20 protein-coding genes are annotated in these 18,923 nt (G+C 70.9%); 7 read left to right on the forward strand and 13 right to left on the reverse strand.

Going from position 1 to position 18,923, the window contains the following annotated elements; genetic code table 11:
• Window positions 1-561: 561 nt before the first annotated feature.
• Complete coding sequence (locus tag ACHFIV_RS21715) at window positions 562-1,179, reverse strand: DNA-3-methyladenine glycosylase (protein ID WP_398971547.1); 618 nt, start codon at window positions 1,177-1,179, stop codon at window positions 562-564.
• Window positions 1,180-1,534: 355 nt separating this feature from the next.
• Between ACHFIV_RS21715 and ACHFIV_RS21720 the strand changes: the two genes are divergently transcribed.
• The 3 genes from ACHFIV_RS21720 to ACHFIV_RS21730 all read left to right on the forward strand — a co-directional run bounded on the left by ACHFIV_RS21720 (window position 1,535) and on the right by ACHFIV_RS21730 (window position 3,553).
• A complete protein-coding gene (locus ACHFIV_RS21720) occupies window positions 1,535-2,317 on the forward strand; it encodes a sporulation protein (RefSeq protein ID WP_398971549.1) in 783 nt (260 codons plus the stop codon).
• A 54-nt stretch (window positions 2,318-2,371) separates the two neighbouring features.
• Complete coding sequence (locus ACHFIV_RS21725) at window positions 2,372-2,905, forward strand: YbhB/YbcL family Raf kinase inhibitor-like protein (RefSeq protein WP_398971552.1); 534 nt, start codon at window positions 2,372-2,374, stop codon at window positions 2,903-2,905.
• 141 nt (window positions 2,906-3,046) lie between these two features.
• The gene (locus ACHFIV_RS21730) at window positions 3,047-3,553 is read left to right on the forward strand and encodes an HNH endonuclease (protein WP_267076487.1); all 507 of its coding nucleotides are present in this window, start codon (window positions 3,047-3,049) and stop codon (window positions 3,551-3,553) included.
• 72 nt (window positions 3,554-3,625) lie between these two features.
• On the opposite strand, the gene ACHFIV_RS21735 is transcribed toward ACHFIV_RS21730, so the two are convergent.
• The 4 genes from ACHFIV_RS21735 to ACHFIV_RS21750 all read right to left on the reverse strand — a co-directional run bounded on the left by ACHFIV_RS21735 (window position 3,626) and on the right by ACHFIV_RS21750 (window position 6,848).
• Window positions 3,626-4,393: a sulfite exporter TauE/SafE family protein gene (locus ACHFIV_RS21735; RefSeq protein WP_398971554.1), complete on the reverse strand. Its 768-nt coding sequence runs from the start codon at window positions 4,391-4,393 to the stop codon at window positions 3,626-3,628.
• Between the two features lie 84 nt (window positions 4,394-4,477).
• A complete protein-coding gene (locus ACHFIV_RS21740; RefSeq protein WP_014157029.1) occupies window positions 4,478-5,407 on the reverse strand; it encodes an SPFH domain-containing protein in 930 nt (309 codons plus the stop codon).
• A gap of 146 nt (window positions 5,408-5,553) precedes the next feature.
• Window positions 5,554-5,982: an NfeD family protein gene (locus tag ACHFIV_RS21745; protein WP_398971558.1), complete on the reverse strand. Its 429-nt coding sequence runs from the start codon at window positions 5,980-5,982 to the stop codon at window positions 5,554-5,556.
• A gap of 65 nt (window positions 5,983-6,047) precedes the next feature.
• Window positions 6,048-6,848: an ABC transporter ATP-binding protein gene (locus ACHFIV_RS21750; RefSeq protein WP_398971561.1), complete on the reverse strand. Its 801-nt coding sequence runs from the start codon at window positions 6,846-6,848 to the stop codon at window positions 6,048-6,050.
• Window positions 6,849-6,968: 120 nt separating this feature from the next.
• Between ACHFIV_RS21750 and ACHFIV_RS21755 the strand changes: the two genes are divergently transcribed.
• Entirely contained in the window at window positions 6,969-7,748 is a 780-nt protein-coding gene (locus ACHFIV_RS21755) for a hypothetical protein (protein WP_398971564.1), read from the forward strand.
• Between the two features lie 259 nt (window positions 7,749-8,007).
• Here ACHFIV_RS21755 and ACHFIV_RS21760 read toward each other — a convergent pair whose 3' ends face one another.
• Window positions 8,008-8,649, reverse strand: a complete 642-nt coding sequence (locus tag ACHFIV_RS21760; RefSeq protein ID WP_398971566.1) for a response regulator — start codon at window positions 8,647-8,649, stop codon at window positions 8,008-8,010.
• Window positions 8,642-9,787: a GAF domain-containing sensor histidine kinase gene (locus ACHFIV_RS21765; protein ID WP_398971569.1), complete on the reverse strand. Its 1,146-nt coding sequence runs from the start codon at window positions 9,785-9,787 to the stop codon at window positions 8,642-8,644. Before ACHFIV_RS21765 ends, ACHFIV_RS21760 begins: the two co-directional genes overlap by 8 nt.
• A 440-nt stretch (window positions 9,788-10,227) precedes the next feature.
• Here ACHFIV_RS21765 and ACHFIV_RS21770 point away from each other — a divergent pair, with 440 nt between their 5' ends.
• Complete coding sequence (locus tag ACHFIV_RS21770; RefSeq protein WP_398971572.1) at window positions 10,228-10,974, forward strand: transglycosylase SLT domain-containing protein; 747 nt, start codon at window positions 10,228-10,230, stop codon at window positions 10,972-10,974.
• A 136-nt stretch (window positions 10,975-11,110) separates the two neighbouring features.
• Here the strand turns inward: ACHFIV_RS21770 and ACHFIV_RS21775 are convergent, their stop codons facing one another.
• Complete coding sequence (locus ACHFIV_RS21775; RefSeq protein ID WP_398971576.1) at window positions 11,111-13,678, reverse strand: ABC transporter ATP-binding protein/permease; 2,568 nt, start codon at window positions 13,676-13,678, stop codon at window positions 11,111-11,113.
• 277 nt (window positions 13,679-13,955) lie between these two features.
• Here ACHFIV_RS21775 and serB point away from each other — a divergent pair, with 277 nt between their 5' ends.
• A complete protein-coding gene (gene serB, locus ACHFIV_RS21780) occupies window positions 13,956-15,212 on the forward strand; it encodes a phosphoserine phosphatase SerB (protein ID WP_398971578.1) in 1,257 nt (418 codons plus the stop codon).
• 70 nt (window positions 15,213-15,282) lie between these two features.
• Here serB and ACHFIV_RS21785 read toward each other — a convergent pair whose 3' ends face one another.
• The 4 genes from ACHFIV_RS21785 to ACHFIV_RS21800 form a co-directional block, all read right to left on the reverse strand.
• Window positions 15,283-15,801 (reverse strand): SixA phosphatase family protein, encoded by a 519-nt coding sequence (locus ACHFIV_RS21785; RefSeq protein WP_398971581.1) that lies wholly within the window; start codon window positions 15,799-15,801, stop codon window positions 15,283-15,285.
• Window positions 15,802-15,894: 93 nt separating this feature from the next.
• Window positions 15,895-16,104, reverse strand: a complete 210-nt coding sequence (locus tag ACHFIV_RS21790; RefSeq protein ID WP_398971583.1) for a hypothetical protein — start codon at window positions 16,102-16,104, stop codon at window positions 15,895-15,897.
• 137 nt (window positions 16,105-16,241) lie between these two features.
• Entirely contained in the window at window positions 16,242-16,358 is a 117-nt protein-coding gene (locus ACHFIV_RS21795; protein WP_086010434.1) for an SGM_5486 family transporter-associated protein, read from the reverse strand.
• A 17-nt stretch (window positions 16,359-16,375) separates the two neighbouring features.
• The gene (locus tag ACHFIV_RS21800; protein WP_398971586.1) at window positions 16,376-17,653 is read right to left on the reverse strand and encodes a CynX/NimT family MFS transporter; all 1,278 of its coding nucleotides are present in this window, start codon (window positions 17,651-17,653) and stop codon (window positions 16,376-16,378) included.
• 124 nt (window positions 17,654-17,777) lie between these two features.
• Between ACHFIV_RS21800 and ACHFIV_RS21805 the strand changes: the two genes are divergently transcribed.
• A complete protein-coding gene (locus ACHFIV_RS21805) occupies window positions 17,778-18,452 on the forward strand; it encodes a FadR/GntR family transcriptional regulator (protein ID WP_398971588.1) in 675 nt (224 codons plus the stop codon).
• A 34-nt stretch (window positions 18,453-18,486) separates the two neighbouring features.
• Here ACHFIV_RS21805 and ACHFIV_RS21810 read toward each other — a convergent pair whose 3' ends face one another.
• Complete coding sequence (locus ACHFIV_RS21810; RefSeq protein WP_398971591.1) at window positions 18,487-18,858, reverse strand: hypothetical protein; 372 nt, start codon at window positions 18,856-18,858, stop codon at window positions 18,487-18,489.
• Between the last annotated feature and the right edge of the window lie 65 nt (window positions 18,859-18,923).

Raw genomic sequence — 18,923 nt, forward strand, 5'->3', positions numbered from 1 at the left:
GGCGTGGTCACTACGTTAGCTGATTTCCTCGGCGACTCATAATCGAGTCGATGGGCGAATTCCGGCATGCCGAAATTGCACCCGCCAGGGGTGAATCGTAGGTAGTGGTTGGCCCTCTCACGATGCTTCGGCCCGGTCCGGTGGACCGCGCCAAGAACAACTGCATCCGTTCAAGCGGCTCGGACTACATTAGGGAAACGCCAGGGGCGAGTCAAGTTACGTGGTGGCGAGGCGCCTGGGCCCTCTACGGGCCGACCGGGGCCCGCCCGGCCCCGAAGCACCTGGGCGCCGACGGGCACGGTCACCGCGGTCCTTCCGTGCGCGAAGCGGCTGCGTACCTGGTCGGGCACCGGCGCCGCGCGGTGCAGGACGGCAGGGGCGTCGGGCGCCTGCCACCCTCATCGGTACCTCCCCCGCGCGGTCGGCCGCGAAGAAGGCCATCGCCAGACGCGTCGGCCATTGACCGGTTCTCTGCGGTTCGAGGCCGAGAACCGACGTTTGCGCGCCATGTCCATCCCGAGGCCGATCTCCTCGGCCCGGAGCGTGACACCGCTCGTCCAGTCACCCGCCCGGCGTGGCGGGCGGCTTGGCTCTCGGGCTCAGCCGGTACGCCGAGACCGTCGGGTCGCCGGTGAGGAAGAAGCGGTGCTGCCAGTCGTGGGCCTTGCTCACTCCCACCCGAGGGCCCACCCGGATGAGCGCCGCGGGTACCGGCTCGCCCTCGGTCAGCACGACGGAGGCGCCCGTCAGGAGCTGCATGCCGTTGTGCGCCGCCGTGATCCCGAGTGCCTGGCAGAAGTTGCCCGGACCGCGCGCGAGGCGCGGGCCCTCGACCTTCTCTCCTCGCCGCTCGCGCGCCAGTTCCTGCCCTTCGATGACCCTGCCTGCCCGGATGAGGACGGCCGAGGCGGCACCGTCCGTCCCGGTGACGACGTTGGCGCACCAGTGCAGACCGTGGGACCGGTACACGTACAGGTGTCCTGCCGGTCCGAACATGACGGCGTTGCGGGGTGTCCGTCCCCGGTAGGCGTGGGAAGCCGGGTCGGCCGTACCGGAGTACGCCTCGGTCTCCGTGATCGCGATGCTCACGGTTCCCTCCGGAGTCGTGCAGGTGAGGATGCTTCCGAGCAGCTTGGGGGCGACCTCTTCGGCAGGATGGGCGAGGAAGTCGACGTTCACGCCGACCGCCTCGGCATGCCCTGGGCGGAGTGGGAGTAAGGGTGTACCGGCGGCTGCCCGGACGTCACGCTGCCGTGGGGCGTCCGCCCGCGCGGGGTGCGGGGGCCGACTACGCCGTCGTGTGTCCCGGCTTCCGTCAGCCGCGGCGTTCTCAGGTCCTCGTCGGTCACCCGTACGAGGATGCGGCCCGGCGCATCGGGTGCCGCGTCCGGGACGGGCCTGTCGGAGAAGTCCCGCGTGAGCGGCGTTCGGTTCATGCCCTCGTTCATGGCGTCCGAGGGTACTGGGCTCGGCGCGGCGGGAACCGGCTACGGTCGTGGCGCGTATGTAGGGGTCAGGACGAAGGAGGAAAATCATGGGTTTCAAGCGGCTGCTCGCGAGCATGGGTGCCGGCGGTGCCTCGGTCGAGACCGAACTCACCGAACTTAACGTCGTCCCCGGCGGGGTCGTGCAGGGCGAGGTGCGGATCCAGGGCGGATCCGTGGACCAGCAGATCGAGGGCCTCTCGGTCGGTCTCCAGGCGCGCGTCGAGGTGGAGGGCGGGGACCAGGAGACGAAGCAGGACATCGAGTTCACCAAGCAGCGCCTCGGCGGGGCCTTCGAGGTGCGGGCGGGTGCGGTCCACGTCGTGCCGTTCGGCCTGGAGATCCCCTGGGAGACGCCGATCACCATGTTCGCCGGCCAGCAGTTGCGCGGCATGGACATCGGGCTGACGACGGAGCTGGAGATCGCCCGCGCCGTGGACTCGGGTGACCTCGACCCGATCAACGTGCACCCGCTGCCCGCGCAGCAGGCGATCCTGGACGCGTTCGGCCAGCTGGGCTTCGGCTTCCGCAGCGCCGACATGGAGCGTGGTCACATCCGCGGCACCCGCCAGCGCCTGCCGTTCTACCAGGAGATCGAGTTCTTCCCGCCGCAGCAGTACCGGGGGCTGAACCAGGTCGAGCTGACGTTCGTCGCGGACGACCGCGAGATGGACGTCGTCCTGGAGATGGACAAGAAGCCGGGCCTCTTCAGTGAGAGCAGCGACTCCTACCGCGCGTTCAAGGTGGGTCTCAACGACTTCCAGGGCACGGACTGGGCGGCCTACCTCAACCAGTGGCTCGCACAGGTCGGCGGCCAGCGCAACTGGCTCTGACACCGCCTAGGGTCGGTGGGAAGACATCGCACACCGATCAGGAGAGGTGCTGACGTGACCGAGCCGAAGAGGGCGCCGCTGCCGCACGACTTCCATCCCGAGGTCCCCCCGTTCACCGTGGTGAGCGACGATCTCGCGCCGGGGGCCGTGCTGGCGGACGCACAGGTGTTCGCGGCGGGGAACACCTCGCCGCAGCTGCGGTGGGAGGGCTTCCCCGCGGGGACGAAGAGCTTCGCCGTGACGTGCTTCGATCCTGACGCGCCGACGGGCAGCGGGTTCTGGCACTGGGTGCTCTTCGACATCCCCGCGTCCGTGACGGAGCTTCCGGCCGGTGCGGGGAGCGGGGCGTTCGAGGGGCTGCCCGAAGGCGCCGTGCAGGCCCGCAACGACTACGGGTCGAAGGAGTTCGGCGGCGCCGCTCCTCCGGCCGGTGAGAACCACCGCTACGTCTTCACGGTGTACGCGGTGGACACCGAGAAGCTCGGGCCGGACAGCGACGCCTCGCCCGCGGTGGTCGGATTCAACCTGCGGTTCCACACGCTGGGCCGCGCTCAGCTGATCGGGGAGTACGCCGCCCCGGAAAGCTGAATGTTCGCCTCCCGTTTGCCCTGCCCTGGTCTTGGAGAGATCAGGGCAGGGCACTTTTTATTGCGTTGTCCATCACGGTCCGCCCGGACAGAGTTGTTCCGGGCCCGCCGACTGACGGGCGGCACACGGGAGGTGGGCAGGATGCGGGACACACTTGTACTCAACGCGAGCTTCGAGCCACTGTCGACGGTGACGCTCAACCGTGCGGTGGTCCTGATCCTCCAGGACAAGGCCGTCGTCGAGCAGTCGCATCCCGGACTCCGCATGCGGGGTGCCGCCGTGGATCTTCCGGTCCCGCGGGTGATCAGACTCTGCCGGTACGTGCGGGTGCCGTTCCGAAGACACGCCCCGTGGTCCAGAAGGGGTGTGCTCATACGGGACCAGCACCGGTGCGCGTACTGCGGCCGGCGGGCGAGCACCGTGGACCATGTCGTGCCGCGGGCCCAGGGGGGCCAGGACACCTGGCTGAACACCGTCGCCTCGTGCGCGGAGGACAACCACCGCAAGGCGGCCAGGACGCCGGAGCAGGCGGGTATGCCTCTGCTGCGTCAGCCGTTCGTGCCTTCCCCGGCGGACGCGATGCTGCTCGCGCTGGGTGCCGGCGACAGGTCTGCGCTGCCCGAGTGGTTGGCGCGCTCGGCGGCGTGACCGTTTCGTCCGTGCCACGAGAACGTGATGCGGAGCCCGCTTCCCCGTGTCCGAGGGGGCGGGCTCCTTCCGTCAGCGCAGCAGGAGCTGGACGATGGCGGCGGTCCCGACGACGACGATCAGGGCACGCAGGAGGCGGGGGCTGAGGCGGCGGCCGACCTTGGCGCCGATCTGGCCGCCGATCGCGGAACCCACCGCGATCAGGACGACGGCCGTCCAGTCGAAGTCCGCGACGAAGAGGAAGAAGAGGGCGGCGACGCTGTTGACGACGGCCGCCAGGACGTTCTTGACGGCGTTGAGGCGCTGCATCGTGTCGTCGAGCAGCATGCCCATCAGGGAGAGGTAGATGATGCCCTGGGCCGCCGTGAAGTAGCCGCCGTAGACGCTGGCGAGCGTCAGGCCGGTGAACAGCAGGGGCCCGCCGTCGGGGCGGGCGGGGGTGCCGGTGCGGTCGCGGCGGCGCTGGACCGCCTTGCTGATGCGGGGCTGCAGGATGACCAGCACCAGCGCGAGGGCCACCAGGACGGGGACGATCGTCTCGAACGCGGTGGAGGGCAGGGCGAGCAGTAGCGCGGCCCCGGTGAGGCCGCCGATCAGTGAGCCCACGCCCAGTTTCAGTATGCGGCGCCGCTGGCCGGTGAGTTCCGCGCGGTAGCCGATGGCGCCGCTGATGGAACCGGGGATCAGGCCGAGTGCGTTGGACACGGTCGCGGTGACCGGTGGCAGCCCGGTGGCGAGCAGGACGGGAAAGGTGATCAGTGTTCCCGAGCCCACGATGGTGTTGATCGTGCCGGCTCCGACGCCGGCCGCGAAGACCGCGAGAATCTCCCAGATGGACAAAGCCATCTCCTTCGGTGGTCAGTGACGCCTCCCCGCCATGAAGGTCGAGGGGCCTCACTGATCATGCACGAGGGTGCTTCCCGGTCATTCGACCGGGGGCTGCTCCCGGCGTTCCGTGCCGGTGTTGAAGCCGGGGGCACCGCTGCCGAGGTTGCCGAAGGCACCGCTGAGGCCCTTGAGCGCGTCGCCGATCTCGCTGGGTACGATCCAGAGCTTGTTGGCGTCGCCCTCCGCGATCTTGGGAAGCATCTGCAGGTACTGGTACGACAGGAGCTTCTGGTCCGGGTCCCCGGCGTGGATGGACTCGAAGACCGTGCGGATGGCCTGGGCTTCACCCTCGGCGCGCAGTGCGGACGCCTTGGCCTCGCCCTCGGCGCGCAGGATCGCGGACTGCTTCTCTCCCTCGGCGGTGAGGATCGCGGACTGCCTGATGCCTTCGGCGGTGAGGATGGCGGCGCGCTTGTCGCGGTCGGCGCGCATCTGCTTCTCCATCGAGTCCTGGATGGAGGTGGGCGGTTCGATGGCCTTGAGCTCGACGCGGTTGACGCGGATGCCCCACTTGCCAGTGGCCTCGTCGAGGACTCCGCGAAGCGCGGCGTTGATCTCCTCACGCGAGGTCAGGGTCCGCTCGAGGTCCATGCCGCCGATGATGTTGCGCAGCGTCGTGACGGTGAGCTGCTCGATCGCCTGGATGTAGCTGGCGACCTCGTAGGTGGCCGCGCGGGCGTCGGTCACCTGGTAGTAGATGACGGTGTCGATGTTGACGACGAGGTTGTCCTGGGTGATCACCGGCTGGGGCGGGAAGGGGACGACCTGTTCGCGGAGGTCGATCCTGTTGCGGATCGAGTCGATGAACGGGACGACGATGTTCAGCCCGGCGTTGAGCGTGCGGGTGTAGCGGCCGAAGCGCTCCACGATGGCGGCACTGGCCTGCGGGATGACCTGGATCGTCTTGATCAGGGCGATGAAGACGAGCACCACCAGAATGATCAGGACGATGATGATCGGTTGCATCGTGTGCCTCGTGCCCTTCGGTTGCCGACGGATCGCGGTGATCGAGGTCGACCGGTCATGACGGTCGCGTTTCTTACGATGGTTGCGGTCTCATGATGATCGACTTCGAGTTTGGCAGACTGCGGCCTGCCGTGTGACCGGTTCGCTCACATGACGACGGCCGTTGCACCGTCGATGTCCACTACGTCCACCTGTCGGCCGGGTTCGAAGACCTGCTCGCCGTCGAGCGAGCGCGCGGACCAGACCTCGCCGGCGAGCTTGATGCGTCCGCCGCCGCCGTCCACCCGTTCCAGGACGACGGCCTGACGGCCTTTCAGGGCGTCGATCCCGGTGGCGTGCGTGATCTGGCCCCTGCGGTGCCTGGCCGCGATCGGGCGGACGGCGGCGATCAGCGCCACGGACACCACGACGAACACCAGGACCTGGGCGACGATGCCGCCGCCGAGGGCCGCGACGACGGCGGCTGCCACCGCTCCGACGGCGAACATCCCGAATTCGGGCATCGCGGTCAGGACGAGGGGGATGCCCAGTCCCACCGCGCCGATCAGCCACCACACCCACGCGTCGATGTCCACATGGTCATCGTAGGACCGTGAGTGCCTTCCCCGACAGGGCGCGGAGGAGGTTGGCTGGGGCGCGGCTACTGGCCGAGGGGCAGCCCGTGGGCGGTGTAGCGGTCGCCGTGGTGCTCGACCACGAGCGGGAGGCCGAAGCAGAGGGAGAGGTTCCGGGAGCTGAGCTCGGTCTCCATGGGACCGGCGGCCAGGACCTTCCCCTGACGGATCATCAGGACGTGGGTGAAGCCCGGCGCGATCTCCTCGACGTGGTGGGTCACCATGACCATGGAGGGGGCGTACGGGTCACGGGCCAGCCGGCCGAGGCGGCGGACCAGGTCCTCGCGTCCGCCGAGGTCGAGGCCTGCGGCCGGCTCGTCCAGGAGGAGCAGCTCGGGGTCGGTCATCATGGCGCGGGCGATGAGGGTGCGCTTGCGCTCGCCCTCGGAGAGCGTGCCGAACTTGCGGTCGAGGTACTCGGTCATGCCGAGGCGGTCGAGGAAGGCCCGGGCCCGGTCCTCGTCGACGGCCTCGTAGTTCTCGTGCCAGGTGGCCGTCATGCCGTACGCGGCGGTGAGCACCGTCTGCAGCACGGTCTGGCGCTTGGGGAGCTTGTCGGCCATCGCCACGCCGGCGATGCCGATGCGGGGGCGGAGCTCGAAGACGTCGGTGCCGACCCCGCCGAGCCGCTCACCGAGCACCTTGGCGGTGCCGGTGCTCGGGAAGAGGTAGCTGGAGGCGATGTTGAGGAGGGTGGTCTTGCCCGCGCCGTTCGGCCCGAGGATGACCCAGCGCTCCCCCTCCTTGACCGACCAGGAGACGTCGTCCACCAGAGCGCGTCCGTCGCGGACCACGGATACGTCCACCAGCTCCAGTACATCGCTCATGGCGCGTTGTCTCCCCATACAGTGTCGAGATCGTCGCGTGCCTGTGGGCACAGCTCCCAGGGAAAACCTACGCCACCCGGGGAGTGCTCAGGCCCTGGGGCCGTTCCCTAGGCTGTTGCCATGCTTTCGGAACCACGCTCAGGGCGGCTTGCCGCATGGGGAAACGCACTGTTGGCCGGACTTGTGTCACCGGACGACGCGGCGATCGCGATCGTCGGCGAGGACGCGGTGCACCGCGTCGAGGGTCTGCCGGGCGAGGCGGGGCCCGTGGGGCTCACGCTGGCACTCGGACGGCTGAGGGGGCTCGGCGCGGACGGCTTCCGGGTCGCGCTGCCGGTGCCCGGGCATCCGCTCGGGCTCAGCGGCCCCCCGGACTTCAACGCCCGGGCGCTCGAGGCGGAGGAGGCGGTGGTCACGTCCGGGGCGCCCTACGGGCTCGTACCGGAGGTGACCGAGGCGGGGCCCGCCGGGGACCTGCACGTCGAAGTGGTCTGGCGCTGTCTGCCGGTCAGGGAGGCGCCGCCTGCCGACGTGCCGTCGCTGAGCGAGGCGGAGCGGGAGCTCGCGGAGGCCTTGCGGGACGCGACCGCGGTGCTGTCCCGGCTGGATGTCGCCGGGTCCGGTCCGGTCGCGGAGGCCGCGGTGGACGCCTACCGGGCGCGGGCGGAGCGGGGCCGGGAGGTGCTGGCTCCGGGCTATCCGCCGCGGGCGGTCCGGGTGCTGGAACTGGCTCAGCGGGTCGGACTGCTCATCTCGGTGGCCCATGAGAACGGGCACGGCGGCGCGGTGAGCGCCTCCGAGATCGCCGCCCGGAGCGAGGCGCTGCGCCCGGTGGAGCGGGTGGCCAGGCGGGCCCAGGTCGCGGCGTACAACGCGTACGTGGAGGAGCGGGGGCGGTGACCGGGCGCGCCGCCGCGGGGCCGGCGGGCGCGCACGGCGGCGGGCGGCCGGGAGCACCGTCGCGCCCCGGCCCCGGCGAGCCCCCGGCCGGCGGTGTGCGGGCGTCTCCCGGCCGTGCGGGCCGGGGCGTCGGAGGCCGGGGCGCGCAGGGACACCGCGTCGACCGTGCCGACGGCCACGTGCACCGGTACCCCCGGACGAGGCCGCTCACGGTCCGGCGCGGGCCGGCCTGCCCGGCGCCCGGCGGCGGACCGCCCCGTCAGCCCGCCGCGCCGTTCCGGACGGCCCACAGCGCGGCCTGGGTCCTGTCCGCGAGGTCGAGCTTCATCAGGATGTTCGAGACGTGCGTCTTCACGGTCTTCTCCGACAGGACCAGCGCCCGGGCGATCTCCCGGTTGGAGCGGCCGTCGGCGATCAGTCCGAGAACCTCCCGCTCGCGCTCGGTCAGGGTGCTCCCCCGCCCCGGGCCGTTCCCCGTCTCCTGGGCCAGCAGTGCGTCGGCGACCTCGGGCTGGAGCAGGACGTGCCCGGCGTGGACCGAGCGGATGGCGCCGGCCAGGGCGTCCGGGTCCACGTCCTTGTAGACGTAGCCGGACGCCCCCGCCCGGAGGGCGGGGACGACGGTGCGCTGCTCGGTGAAGCTGGTGACGATCAGCACCTTGGCGGGGTTGCCGAGCTCCCGTAGCCGGCGCAGCGCCTCGATACCGTCCGTGCCCGGCATCTTGATGTCCATCAGGACCACGTCGGGCCGCAGCTCCTCCGCCCGGGCGACGCCCTCGGCCCCGTCCGACGCCTCCCCCACGACCTCTATGTCCTCCTGTACCTCGAGGAAGGTGCGCAGTCCCCGCCGGACCACCTGGTGGTCGTCGACCAGCAGCACCTTGATGATCTTCTCAGGCACAGGGGACCTCCATCTGGACCGTGGTGCCCTCGCCGGGCTCCGAGTCAACGGTGAGACTGCCCCCGACACCGCCTGCCCGGTGCCGCATCGAGACGAGGCCGAGATGCCGTCCGGCGCGCCGGACGGCATCCACGTCGAAGCCACGGCCGTCGTCGGTGATGCGCAGCACCGTGCCAGAGGCGTGGCGGCGGAGGGTCACGGCGACCCGGCCGGCCCCAGAGTGGCGCAGGGCGTTGTGCAGGGCTTCCTGGGCGACCCGCAGCATGGCCTCCTCCTGCGCGGAGGGCAGGGCGCGCACTCCGTCGCTCTCGAAGGTGACCCGCGAGCTGTGGGCCCGGTCGAGGACCTGGATCTGGGTGCGGAGCGTGGCGACCAGGCCGTCCTCGTCCAGGGCGGCGGGGCGCAGCTCGACGACGGCCGCGCGCAGCTCGTCCACGGCCTCCCCGGCCAGGGCGGCCACCTGCTGGAGTTCGCCCTTGGCGCGCGCCGGGTCGCGGTCGACGAGGGCTGCGGCGGCCTGGGCGGTGAGCCGGAGCGAGAAGAGTTTCTGGCTGACGGCGTCGTGGAGTTCGTGGGCGAGCCGTGAGCGTTCCCCGGCGATCGTGAGCTCACGGCTGCGTTCGTGGAGCCGGGCGTTGGTGAGGGCGATCGCCGCGTGCTGGGCGAGGATCCCGAGGAGTTCCTCGTCCTCCTCCGTGAAGTTGCAGCCGCCCGTCGGCGTGGGACAGCGCTTGTTGGCGAGGAAGAGGGCGCCGATGGTCTCGTCGCCGTCCTGGATGGGAAGGCCCAGGAAGTCCGACATGTCGGGGTGTGCGTCGGGCCATCCCTCGAACCGGGGGTCCTCGCGGACGTCGTCGAGCCGCTGGGGCTTCGGCTCGTGGAGCATCGCCGCGAGGATGCCGTGCTGGCGGGGCAGGGGGCCGATGGCCCTCCACTGCTCCTCGCTGACCCCGTCGACGACGAACTGCGCGAAACCGCCGTGGTCGTCCGGGACGCCGAGGGCGGCGTACTCGGCGTCGAGCAGTTCCCGGGCCGAGGCGACGATCGTCTTGAGGACGTCCCGCACCTCCAGGTGCCGGCTCATGGCGAGCAGTGCGGCGCTGACCGCGGCGAGGCCCGAGGGCGGGCGATGACTCATGGGCTCACCGTACCGGCGGGGGTCCCGCCGGCACCGGGCCGGTCCGGGTCCCGGCCCCGGACCACCGGCGCCCGGGCCGGGGCCTGGACGGGGTCCCGGACGTCCGCCCCAGCCGCCCGATGCCCGATAAGCCCCTTACGCTCCGCATTACTGAAGCAACTTTTCGTGAGCACGGAGGGGCTCCCATGTGAGCCCAGGCATAGGACCCACGTCACTTACGAAGACGGATAGTTGGAGTAAAACGGGCAATCCGCCAGGGTTCAAAACGGACAAGGGGGTATGAACAAGACCCCACTCCACTACCCGGCTTCGTACGTCACACCTTTGCCACGCCATTTTGCTGGCGCTAAGAATTGCATCTGTCCCCGACGGAGATGCCCCCGGCTCTTCCGTCCGCGTCCTCGCCGAGGACCCCCTGCAATTCGAAGAGGTACGACTGTATGTCCGTGTCCCGCATCTCCAGCCGTAACCGTCGCCTGAACAAGGCGCAGAAGCTCTCCGTCGCGGGGGTCTCCACCCTGGCCGCCGCCGCTCTCGCCTTCTCGCTCGTTCCGGACGACGCCTCGGCCACGACCGAGCCGCAGGCTGCTTCGGCCGCCGCGCCGGTGGCCTACACCGGCTCGCAGGCCAAGAGCATCCAGGCCGGCGCGATCGAGAAGAACTCGACGGCCGAGCAGCTGGTGAAGGCCGCCGACGCGGCCAAGGCCAAGGACGCCGCCGAGAAGAAGAAGGCCGCCGCCAAGGCGGAGGCGAAGGCCAAGGCCGTCGCCGAGGCCAGGAGCGAGGCCGCCGCCAAGGCGAAGGCCGACGCCAAGAAGCGTGCCGCCAAGAAGGCCAGCCGTGCGGCCGACCGCAAGCCGGTCTACGCCAACAACCTGGACGGCTGGATCCGTGAGGCTCTCGCCATCATGGACAAGAAGAACATCCCCGGTACGTACGAGGGCCTGCACCGCAACATCATCCGCGAGTCCAGCGGTAACCCGCGCGCCATCAACAACTGGGACATCAACGCGATCAACGGCGTCCCGTCGAAGGGCCTGCTGCAGGTCATCAAGCCGACCTTCGACTTCTACCACGTCAAGGGCACCAAGCACGACCAGTACGACCCGGTCGCCAACATCACCGCGGCCGCCAACTACGCCGCGGACAAGTACGGCTCCATCGACAACGTCGACAGCGCGTACTGAGCCTCGCACCGAGCAAGGCCTGGCAGAGCTGACCTGCCGGTCCGCAGCGTCGCGTGACCGGCCGGCACATGCCGAAGGGCGGCACCCCACGGGGTGCCGCCCTCGGGCGTTTCCGGGCCGGTGCGGCCCCGCGGCGCTACTTGCGCATCACCTCGGGCTCGTGGCGGCGCAGCATCCGCGAGACCGCGACGAAGAGGACGACGCTCATGAGGAGCATCACCGTGATGTTGATTCCCCACTGGCCGGCCGAGTGCTCCCAGAGCGGGTCCAGGTCGGCCGGCTTCTTCGGGTCCCACGGCGGCATCAGGTGGGCGAGGTCCAGCGTCGTGCCCGCCGCGGCGACCGCCCAACGCGACGGCATCAGCCAGGCGAACTGCTCGAGGCCCGGGGACCCGTAGACCTGGAAGAGCACGCCGGTGAAGACGACCTGGACGATGGCGAACATGACGAGCAGCGGCATGGTCTTCTCGGCGGTCTTGACCAGCGCGGAGATCATCAGGCCGAACATCATCGAGGTGAAGCCGAGCACGATGATCGACAGGCAGATCTCCACGGCGGGGGGCATGAACAGGCCCTCCTCCGGCAGCTCGCGGGTGGAGAAGCCGATCCCGCAGATGATCACGCCCTGGAAGGCGGTGATCACACCGAGGACGATCACCTTGGACAGCAGGTAGGCGGACCGTGAGAGGCCGGTCGCCCTTTCCCGCTCGTAGATCACCCGCTCCTTGATCAGCTCTCGTACGGAGTTGGCCGCGGCGGCGAAGCACATGCCGACCGCGAGGATCAGCATGATGGTCCCGGCCTTGCCGTTGAACCGGGAGGGCGGATCCGGCTCCGCCAGGCCGAACTCCGCCGGGATGACGACGCTGACGACGCCGAGCACGGCCGGCAGCAGCACCATCAGGAGGAGGAAGCCCTTGTCGGACGCGATCACCGAGACGTACCGGCGCATCAGCGTCCACAGCTGGGCCGCCCAGCCCGACGGCTTCGGCGGGCGCATCTGCTGCGGCGAGGGCATGTGGACGGGCTGCGCGGCCACCGCGTCGATGTCCGCGGCGTACATCTGGTAGTGCTGCGAGCCGCGCCAGCGTCCCGCCCAGTCGTAGTCGCGGTAGTTCTCGAACGCGGAGAAGACGTCGGCCCAGCTGGTGTAGCCGAAGAAGTTCAGGGCCTCCTCGGGAGGGCCGAAGTAGGCCACCGACCCGCCGGGCGCCATCACCAGGAGCTTGTCGCAGATGGCCAGCTCGGCCACGCTGTGCGTGACCACCAGGACCGTACGGCCGTCGTCGGCGAGGCCGCGCAGCAGCTGCATGACGTCGCGGTCCATGCCCGGGTCGAGTCCCGAGGTCGGCTCGTCCAGGAAGATCAGCGACGGCTTGGTCAGCAGCTCCAGGGCGACCGACACGCGCTTGCGCTGGCCTCCGGAGAGCGAGGTGATCTTCTTGTCCTTGTGGATGTCGAGCTTGAGCTCGGCGAGGACCTCGTGGATCCGGGCGGTGCGCTCGGCCTCGGTGGTGTCCGCGGGGAAGCGGAGCTTGGCCGCGTACCGCAGGGCCCTGGTCACCGTGAGTTCCTTGTGCAGGATGTCGTCCTGCGGGACCAGGCCGATGCGCTGACGCAGCTCGGCGAACTGCTTGTAGAGGTTGCGGTTGTCGTAGAGGACGTCGCCCTGGTTGGCGGGCCGGTAGCCGGTGAGCGCCTTGAGCAGGGTGGACTTGCCGGAGCCCGACGGGCCGATGACGGCGATCAGCGACTTCTCGGGGACGCCGAACGAGACGTCCTTCAGGATGTCCTTGCCGCCGTCGACCGTCACCGTGAGGTGGCGGGCCGAGAAGGAGACCTCGCCGGTGTCGACGAACTCCTCCAGCCGGTCCCCGACCAGCCGGAAGGTCGAGTGACCGACGCCGACGATGTCGTTCGGGCCGATGAGCGCGGCGCCGGACTTGCTGAGCGGCTGGCCGTTGACGTACGTGCCGTTGTGCGAGCCCAGGTCGCGGATCTCGAAGCGCCCGTCGGGCGTCGCCCGGAACTCTGCGTGCAGGCGTGAGACCTGCAGGTCGGAGACGACCAGCTCGTTCTCCAGCGCGCGGCCGATCCGCATCACGCGGCCGAGGTCCAGCTGGTGGAAGGTGGTCGGGCTGCGGTCGCCGTAGACCGGCGGCGCACCCGCCGCGCCACCGTGCCCGCCCGCTCCCTGCGGGTCGGCGTGCCCCTGCTGGTGCGGGACCGGCGGCTGCTGCGGCTGCGGTGCCTGCTGCCAGGCCGCCTGCTGCGGCGCGGGACCGCCGGGCCAGCCCGCCGCGCCCTGCTGCTGCGGCTGCTGAGCCGGGGCCTGCCGCACGTGGTGTGCGGGCGCCTGCTGCGCTCCGGCCGCCGGCCCGCCCTGGGCCCCGGCGCCCGCCGCGGCCGTGAGGCTCACCCGCGGCCCGTCGGTGGCGTTGCCCAGGTGGAAGGACGTGCCGGGGGCGATCTCCATCTGCTGGATGCGCCGGCCCTGCACGTAGGTGCCGTTCGTGCTGCCGTGGTCCTCGACGGACCAGCCGCGGCCGTTCCAGCTGATCGTGGCATGCCGCCACGACACTCTGGCGTCGTCGATCATCAGGTCACCCTGCGGATCGCGTCCGAGGGTGTACGACCTGGACGGATCGAGCGCCCAGGTCCTGCCATTCAATTCCAGTACGAGTTCCGGCACTCCGCGCCCCACTAGTCGTCCCCCGAGTTGCCCCCGTCGCAGGGAGCCTAGGGATGCTGAACATCGTGGGGAACTATTCCAGGAGCGGTCCCGTAACGGAAAGCCGGGCGGCGTGAAGAGGGCGCGGAGGCCCGGCACCCCCTCCGCCGAGTCGGGAGGAATGGTCCCGAGCCATCCCATCCGGGGCGCCTGTCCGCCGGCCCCACGGCCCCGGGGGGCCGTCCGCCGCCTGTCCGCCACTCGGGACGGCTTCGGAGCCCGCCCCGGGGCCCTATACGGTGGGACCACCATGAGCGCACCTCAGCCACCTCGGTCACCCCGGTCTCCTGAGCCCTCCGAAGCCCCTGAGGGCACGGACGCACCCACGCTTCTCGTCAAGATCTTCGGAAAGGACCGGCCGGGTATCACCGCCGGGCTCTTCGACACCCTGGCCGCCTATGCCGTCGACGTCGTGGACATCGAGCAGGTCGTCACCCGTGGCCGCATCGTCCTGTGCGCGCTGGTGACCTCACCGGTCCCGGACGGCACGACCGAGGGCGACCTCCGGGCCACCGTGCACAGCTGGGCGGAGTCGCTGAAGCTGCAGGCCGAGATCATCTCGGGTACGGGTGACAACCGTCCCCGCGGCTACGGCCGTTCCCATGTGACCGTGCTGGGGCACCCCCTGACCGCGGAGTCCACGGCTGCCATAGCGGCCAGGATCACCTCCACCGGCGGCAACATCGACAGGATCTTCCGCCTGGCGAAGTACCCCGTCACCGCCGTCGAGTTCGCGGTGTCCGGCACCGGGACCGAGGAACTGCGCACCGCACTGGCGACGGAGGCCGCCGGGATCGGCGTCGACATCGCCGTCGTGTCGGCCGGGCTGAGCCGGCGGGCGCAGCGGCTGGTCGTCATGGACGTGGACTCGACACTCATCCAGGACGAGGTCATCGAGCTCTTCGCGGCCCACGCCGGCTGCGAGTCCGAGGTCGCCGCGGTGACCGAGCAGGCGATGCGGGGCGAGCTCGACTTCGAGCAGTCCCTGCACGCCCGGGTGGCGCTGCTCGCCGGGCTGGACGTGTCGGTGGTGGAGAAGGTGCGGGCGGAGGTGCGGCTGACCCCCGGGGCCCGCACCCTGATCCGGACGCTCAAGCGGCTCGGCTACCAAGTGGGCGTGGTCTCGGGCGGCTTCACCCAGGTCACGGACGACCTCAAGGAGCGTCTGGGGCTCGACTTCGCCTCCGCCAACACGCTGGAGGTCGTCGACGGCAAGCTCACCGGCCGGGTCGTGGGCGACATCGTGGACCGGGCGGGCAAGGCACGGCTGCTGCGCAGCTTCGCGGAGCAGGCCGGGGTGCCGCTGGCACAGACGGTGGCGATCGGCGACGGCGCGAACGATCTGGACATGCTCAACACGGCCGGCCTGGGTGTCGCCTTCAACGCCAAGCCGGTCGTCCGCCAGGCCGCGCACACGGCCGTGAACGTCCCGTTCCTGGACACCGTGCTGTATCTGCTCGGGATCACCCGCGAGGAGGTCGAGGCCGCCGACGGCCTCGTGGACTGAGCGCGCGGGGCCGGTACGCGTGGAAGGGGCGCCGCACACCTGGTGTGCGGCGCCCCTTCACGCACCGTGCTCAGTCGTTGGGCGTCCAGTACTCGGCGAGCTTGCCCGCACCGTGCTCCAGGCCCTTCCAGGGGCCGGAGAACTCGACGACGGCGTAGGCGGCGGTCGGGAAGCCGTCCTTGGTCATCCGGGCGAGCGCGTTGCCGTCGGCCCTTCCGGAGAGTGCGTCGGCGACGCCGTGCATGCCGGGATTGTGGCCGATGACCAGCAGGTTCCGCACGTCGTCCGACGTCTCGCCGAACAGGGCGATCAGCTCCCCGATGGAGGCTTCGTACAGCCTCTCCTCGTACACGGTCCTGGGCCGCTGTCCGAACTCGTGGACCGCGAGCTTCCAGGTCTCGCGGGTCCTGGTGGCCGTCGAGCACAGAGCCAGGTCGAAGTCGATTCCTGAGTCGGCCAGCTTGCGGCCGGCGACGGGGGCGTCCTTCCTGCCCCGTTCCGCCAGCGGCCGCTCATGGTCGGACTGCTGCGACCATTCCGCCTTTGCGTGCCTGAGAAGGACGATCCTGCGAGGTGTATCGGCGCTCATACACCTCAGCTTCGCACGAATCACGCCTCCGGGCGCAGGGTGTTGACGTGCACGCCCACCGGGGTGAACGACGGGCGGAGGGGGCGCGCGCGCCTAGCGTACGGAGACCAGGCCCAGGACGTGCTGGAGCAGCCGCCCGATCGCGGGGTCGCCGGCCGCCGCCTGGGCCCGGCCGGGTTCCACGACCAGCAGGAGGAGCGCGGCGAACGCGAGGGCCGGCAGCGCGACGGCCCACCACGGCAGCCTGACCTCGACGGAGTCGCTGGCCTGGCGGTGGGTCCGGGTGTGTGTACGGGCCGACATGTCCGCCTCCGTGGGTCCTCGGCTGTGTTACGCCGAACCTACGGGCCGGCCTGCGGCGGTCCCATCCGGTGACCCACCCACTGGACCCTGAACCTGTCCCCCTAGGGGATGGTGGGGCGGGCCCCACCATCGGCCGGTCAGGGGGAGGCGATGGTGGCGATCACGCCGATGACCACGGAGATGAGAAGCATCGTCCCGAAGACGAGGAGAAGCTTCTTCTGGCCGTTCTGGGGATTCGGATCGAGCACTGGCATGCGCACAGTCTCGCATCTCAGCACTCGTCCTCGATCGTCCGGTCCCGCCCGGCGAGCACCCCGGCCACCATCTGGGGCACCAGGAGTCCCGCCATCAGGGAGATCGGCAGCCCCCAGCCGCCGCTGTGCTGGTACAGCACGCCCACCAGCAGCGGTCCGGGGGCCGCGATCAGGTAGCCCGTGGACTGCGCGAACGCGGAGAGCCGGACCACGCCGGCGCCGGTGCGCGCACGCATCCCGATCATGGTGAGGGCCAGCGGGAAGGCGCAGTTGGCCATGCCGAGCAGCAGGGCCCACAGCCAGGCGCCGCCGGCGGGGGCCAGGTAGAGACCGGCGTAGCCGACGAGGCCGCAGCCTCCCAGGACGAGGGCGATCGCCCCCTGGTTCTTCAGGCGGGCGGCGACCCGCGGGATGACGAAGGCGAGCGGGACGCCCATGGCCATGGTGACGGCGAGCAGGACTCCGGCGGTGCCGGCCGAGACCCCGGCGTCGCGGAAGATCTGGGGCATCCACTGCATGGTGATGTAGGCGGCCGTGGCCTGGAGGCCGAAGAAGCAGGCGAGTGCCCAGGAGGTACGGCTGCGGGTGATCCGCAGGGCGGGAGCCTGGTGCCGGGTCTCCCCCGCGGGCTCTCCGGAGGCGGGGCCGCGGTCCCGTACGAGGGGGATCCAGGGCAGGACCGCGACGGCGGCCAGGCCCGCCCAGACCACCAGCCCGGTCCTCCAGCTGCCGCCCACCGCGTCCGTCAGGGGCACGGTGAGGGCGGCGGCGAGCGCGGTGCCGAGGGCCAGGGCCATCGAGTAGAGGCCGGTCACGGTGCCGACCCGGTCGGGGAACCAGCGCTTGACGACGACCGGCATCAGGACGTTGCTGACGGCGATGCCCATCAGGGCGAGGGCGCTGGCGGCGAGGAAGCCGGCTGTGCCGCCGACGTAGGGGCGCAGCAGGAGGCCGGCGGCGATGGCCACCATGCCCGCGCAGACGACGGCGCCGGTACCGAACCGGCGGGCCAGCCGGGGCGCCATGAAGCCGAACAGAGCGAAACAGAGGGGCGGCACCGAGGTGAGGACACCGGCGACGCTGCCGCTCATGTGCAGCCCGTCCCGGACCTCTTCGAGGAGGGGGCCGAGGCTGGTGATGGCGGGCCGGAGGTTCAGCGCGGCGAGGACCAGGCCGATGGTGACGATCCGCAGCACCCACGGGGAGGGCCCGGGCGCGGCGGTACCGGGCAGCGGGGTGCCGGGGGCGGCGGGAGGGCTCAGGGTCGGGGTCTCGTCGTGACGCATGGGGCCCATCATAGAATCATGGGATGATTGACTGTCCACTCCGTTGCTCGCCCTGAGACAATCCGGACGACGATCGGACGGGCCCGCACCTCCCCTTCGGGGCACCCCTCCCGGAACACGAGCAAGGAGCACCATGGCGCTGACGTCCACGCGGCGTTCGGCTCTCGCCGACCAGGTGATTGCCCAGCTGAGGAACCAGATCACCACGGGTGAGTGGCCCGTGGGCGCGCGGATCCCCACGGAGCCGGAGCTGGTCGAGCAGCTCGGGGTCGCGCGCAACACGGTGCGCGAGGCGGTGCGCGCCCTGGCGCACAACGGACTGCTGGACATCCGCCAGGGCTCCGGCACCTACGTGGTGGCGACCAGCGAGCTGGCGGGGGTCATGCACCGCCGGTTCGCCGACGCCGACCCCCGGCATGTCGCCGAGCTGCGCTCCACCCTGGAGTCGTCGGCGGCCCGGCTGGCGGCGCTCCGGCGCACGGACCGGGATCTGCGGCAGCTGGACACACTGATGGCGCGGCGCGAGGCGGTGTGGGCGTCCGGTGACGCGGAGGCGTTCGTGGCCGCCGACACGACCCTGCACCTCGCCGTGGTGGCCGCGTCGCACAACGACGTCCTGACCGAGCTCTACGCCGACCTGAACGACCTGCTCCGCGACTACCTGCGGGGCGACGTGGGCCCGGAACTGAGGCCGGAGGAGCTCATGGACCACACGCGGCTCGTGGAGGCGATCCGGGCGGGCGACGCGGAGACCGCGGCCGCGGAGGCCGCCGCCCACGCGCTGAACTGCCTGCGGGAGAGGGTCTAGGCCGGTCCGGGCCGAGGCCGGCCGGGCGCGTGATTCAGGAGGACACCGCGTGGCTGACCCAGGCCGAGCCGACCTCTTTCCAGCAGCGGTCCTCCAGCTTGACCGTCCGGCCGGGCTGCACCACGACCGCGCTGCCGTCGGCATCGACGTCCCACCAGCGGGCGCACTCGGTGTGGAGCCGGACGAGATCGGTCGTGGGATACGGGTTGTGGCAGTAGGCGACCACCCGGGAGCCCTCGACCGACGTACGGCATTCGGCACCCGAGGGCTCGGGTCGTGGCGCGAGGGGCACCGCCGCCCCGCTTCCCGCCCGGTTGGCGGCGCTCACGGCCACCGGGGCCAGGAGCCCGGCGACGACGGCCGCCGCTGCGAGCAGGGCCCAGGTTCGGCGACGTGTGGAGCGCACGGCGTTCTCCTCCCCGCAGCCTGACCAGAAGTCCGGTTCCCCCACATTCTGCGGTGGGGCGGCCA

This window comes from Streptomyces sp. ALB3 (assembly GCF_044385685.1).
Taxonomy (GTDB): Bacteria; Actinomycetota; Actinomycetes; order Streptomycetales; family Streptomycetaceae; genus Streptomyces.

Coding starts and splice junctions, on each gene's coding strand:
- ACHFIV_RS21720 (WP_398971549.1), top strand. CDS start 1,535: ATGGGTTTCAAGCGGCTGCTCGCGAGCATGGGTGCCGGCGGTGCCTCG.
- ACHFIV_RS21730 (WP_267076487.1), top strand. CDS start 3,047: ATGCGGGACACACTTGTACTCAACGCGAGCTTCGAGCCACTGTCGACG.
- ACHFIV_RS21740 (WP_014157029.1), bottom strand. CDS start 5,407: ATGCAACCGATCATCATCGTCCTGATCATTCTGGTGGTGCTCGTCTTC.
- ACHFIV_RS21750 (WP_398971561.1), bottom strand. CDS start 6,848: ATGAGCGATGTACTGGAGCTGGTGGACGTATCCGTGGTCCGCGACGGA.
- ACHFIV_RS21755 (WP_398971564.1), top strand. CDS start 6,969: ATGCTTTCGGAACCACGCTCAGGGCGGCTTGCCGCATGGGGAAACGCA.
- ACHFIV_RS21765 (WP_398971569.1), bottom strand. CDS start 9,787: ATGAGTCATCGCCCGCCCTCGGGCCTCGCCGCGGTCAGCGCCGCACTG.
- ACHFIV_RS21770 (WP_398971572.1), top strand. CDS start 10,228: ATGTCCGTGTCCCGCATCTCCAGCCGTAACCGTCGCCTGAACAAGGCG.
- serB (WP_398971578.1), top strand. CDS start 13,956: ATGAGCGCACCTCAGCCACCTCGGTCACCCCGGTCTCCTGAGCCCTCC.
- ACHFIV_RS21785 (WP_398971581.1), bottom strand. CDS start 15,801: ATGAGCGCCGATACACCTCGCAGGATCGTCCTTCTCAGGCACGCAAAG.
- ACHFIV_RS21790 (WP_398971583.1), bottom strand. CDS start 16,104: ATGTCGGCCCGTACACACACCCGGACCCACCGCCAGGCCAGCGACTCC.
- ACHFIV_RS21795 (WP_086010434.1), bottom strand. CDS start 16,358: ATGCCAGTGCTCGATCCGAATCCCCAGAACGGCCAGAAGAAGCTTCTC.
- ACHFIV_RS21800 (WP_398971586.1), bottom strand. CDS start 17,653: ATGGGCCCCATGCGTCACGACGAGACCCCGACCCTGAGCCCTCCCGCC.
- ACHFIV_RS21805 (WP_398971588.1), top strand. CDS start 17,778: ATGGCGCTGACGTCCACGCGGCGTTCGGCTCTCGCCGACCAGGTGATT.